2 protein-coding genes are annotated in these 2,209 nt (G+C 73.8%); one reads left to right on the forward strand and one right to left on the reverse strand.

What is annotated here, in order from left to right; all coding sequences use genetic code 11:
• Window positions 1-54 precede the first annotated feature (54 nt).
• A complete protein-coding gene (locus tag DVH02_RS34515; RefSeq protein WP_114627760.1) occupies window positions 55-1,668 on the reverse strand; it encodes an MFS transporter in 1,614 nt (537 codons plus the stop codon).
• 171 nt (window positions 1,669-1,839) lie between these two features.
• Here DVH02_RS34515 and DVH02_RS34520 point away from each other — a divergent pair.
• The coding region (locus tag DVH02_RS34520; protein ID WP_199566529.1) for a helix-turn-helix domain-containing protein at window positions 1,840-2,209 on the forward strand (370 nt) is incomplete at its 3' end.

Genomic DNA, 2,209 nt, shown 5'->3' on the forward strand with positions numbered 1-2,209 from the left:
CGGCGCCTCCCCCGGTCCGGCGGCAGCGCCTCCGGGGGAGGGCCGCTCGACCGGTTACGAGGCGACGGCGTCGGCGGCCTCCCTCGCGTCCGCCCCGCCTTCCGGTACGGGCGCGGGGCGCAGCGGGCCTCGGGTGAGGATGTAGAGGAACAGGGCGGCCATGACCGCGACGCCCGCCCACATGGCCTGCTGCCAGCCGTCGACGAACGACTCCTGGGAGGCCCGGATCAGCGCCGACGCGTGGGAGCCCGCACCCCGGGCGGCCTCCAGGGCGTTGGCGACGCCTTCGCGCGCCGTGTCGGCGGGGCCCTGGGGTACGCCGTCGAGCCGGGAGTCGATGGCGTGGCGGTAGCCGGCGGACAGGAGCGCGCCCAGCAGGGCGACGCCGAGCGCGGTGCCGAACTCCCGGGTCACGTCGTTGAGCGCGGAGGCGACGCCCTGGCGCTCACGCGGCAGGGCGCCGGTGATGGCCTCGGTGGAGGGCGTCATCGCCAGCCCCATGCCCAGCCCCATGGCGAGCATGCCGGGCAGCACGGAGAGGTAGCCGCCGTCGACGGAGACGAGGGTGGCCATGAGGGCGAGACCGGCGCCGGCCAGCAGGATTCCCGTCGCCATGGTGAGCCGGGCGCCGATGCGCGCGGCCGACCGCGGGGCGAGACCGGAGGCCGCCATCATGAGCACGGCCATGGGCATGAGCGCCAGCGTGGACCGCAGGCCGGACCAGCCGAGCACGGCCTGGAAGAACGGGAAGAGGACCACGAAGATGCCCGCCTGGACGCCGAAGACGACCAGGAGTGTGATCGAACCGCCGGCCGGCGAGCGTTCGCCGAAGAGGCGCACGTCCAGGAGCGCGGCCTCGCGCCCGCGCAGTTCCCGCACCACGAACCCGACGGCGGCGAGGGCGCCGACGACGAGGCCGAGCAGCGTCGCGGGGGCGCTCCAGCCGCGCTCGGGCCCCTCCTGAAGGACGAAGATGAGGCCGACCACGGCCACGACGGAGGTCAGCGCGCCGACGGTGTCGAAGGCATGCCCCGACGTCTCACGGGAGTCGGGAACGGAGCGAAGCGCCATGCCGAGTGCCACGGCGGCGAGCGCGACGGGCAGGACGAACAGCAACCGCCAGTTCGCCACGTCCACCAGGGCGGCGGAGAGGAACATCCCCAGGACACCGCCGCCTCCGGCCACCGCGGTCCACACGCCGATGGCCCGTCCGCGCTCCTCCTTCGGGAAGGTCGAGGTGATGACGGCGAGGGTGATGGGCATGATCATGGCCGCGCCCACGCCGCTGAACAGCCGTGCGGCGAGCATGACGTCCGCCGACGGGGCGAGACCGGCGGCCACACCGGCGAGGCCGAAGACGGTGAGACCGGTGAGGAGCATGGGCTTGCGGCCCCAGCGGTCGCCGAGCGCGCCGAGCGGCAGGAGCAGCGCGGCCAGGGTGAGGGTGTAGATGTTGATGATCCACAGGATGGTGCGCTGGGAGGCGCCGAAGGCGACCGCGAGGTCGGGCTGGGCGACGTTGAGCCCCGACACCGACGCGATGACGGCCATCAGGGCGACGCACACGGTCACGAGGATCGTGCGGCGTCGGCGGGCGTCCGGCACCCCCGCGTCGGTGGCGCCGCCCGGATCGGCGGCGATCGCCTGTGCGGGCTGGTTCGTACTCATGGGTTCCTCTCACAAGGGCGTGCGGGACCGGCCGTACGGCGATGGCCGGGCGCGGATCGTGACGGGGCGCGGATTCCGGGGCCGGTGAGGTGCGGGCGCTCGGCCCCAGCCGCTCCCGCGTTCGGTCACGACGATAGGCACGCCTTGCGGTTACGGCATATAATCTTGCCCATGACGCAAGACAATGGCGACCTGGACAGCCTGGTGCGCAAACGGATCCGGGCGCTGCGTGTCGCGCAGGGCTGGTCCCTGGAGGAGCTGGCCACGCGCGCCCAGGTCAGCCAGTCCACGCTCAGCCGTATCGAGAACGGTCAGCGCCGACTGGCCCTGGACCAGCTCGTCGTGCTCGCCCGCGCCCTGGACACCACGCTGGACCAGCTCGTCGAGACGGCCGCCGAGGATGTCGTCGTGAGCCCGACGATCGACGCGCGGCACGGGCTCATGCGCTGGCCCGTCCGGGCGGACCCCGGCATGAGCGTCGTACGGCAGCGCATGACGAACCCGCCGCCCGCCGGCACCGCGCGCATGCGCGCCCACCCGG

Source organism: Streptomyces corynorhini (assembly GCF_003346515.1).
Lineage (GTDB): Bacteria > Actinomycetota > Actinomycetes > Streptomycetales > Streptomycetaceae > Streptomyces > Streptomyces corynorhini.

Coding starts and splice junctions, on each gene's coding strand:
- DVH02_RS34515 (WP_114627760.1), bottom strand. CDS start 1,668: ATGAGTACGAACCAGCCCGCACAGGCGATCGCCGCCGATCCGGGCGGC.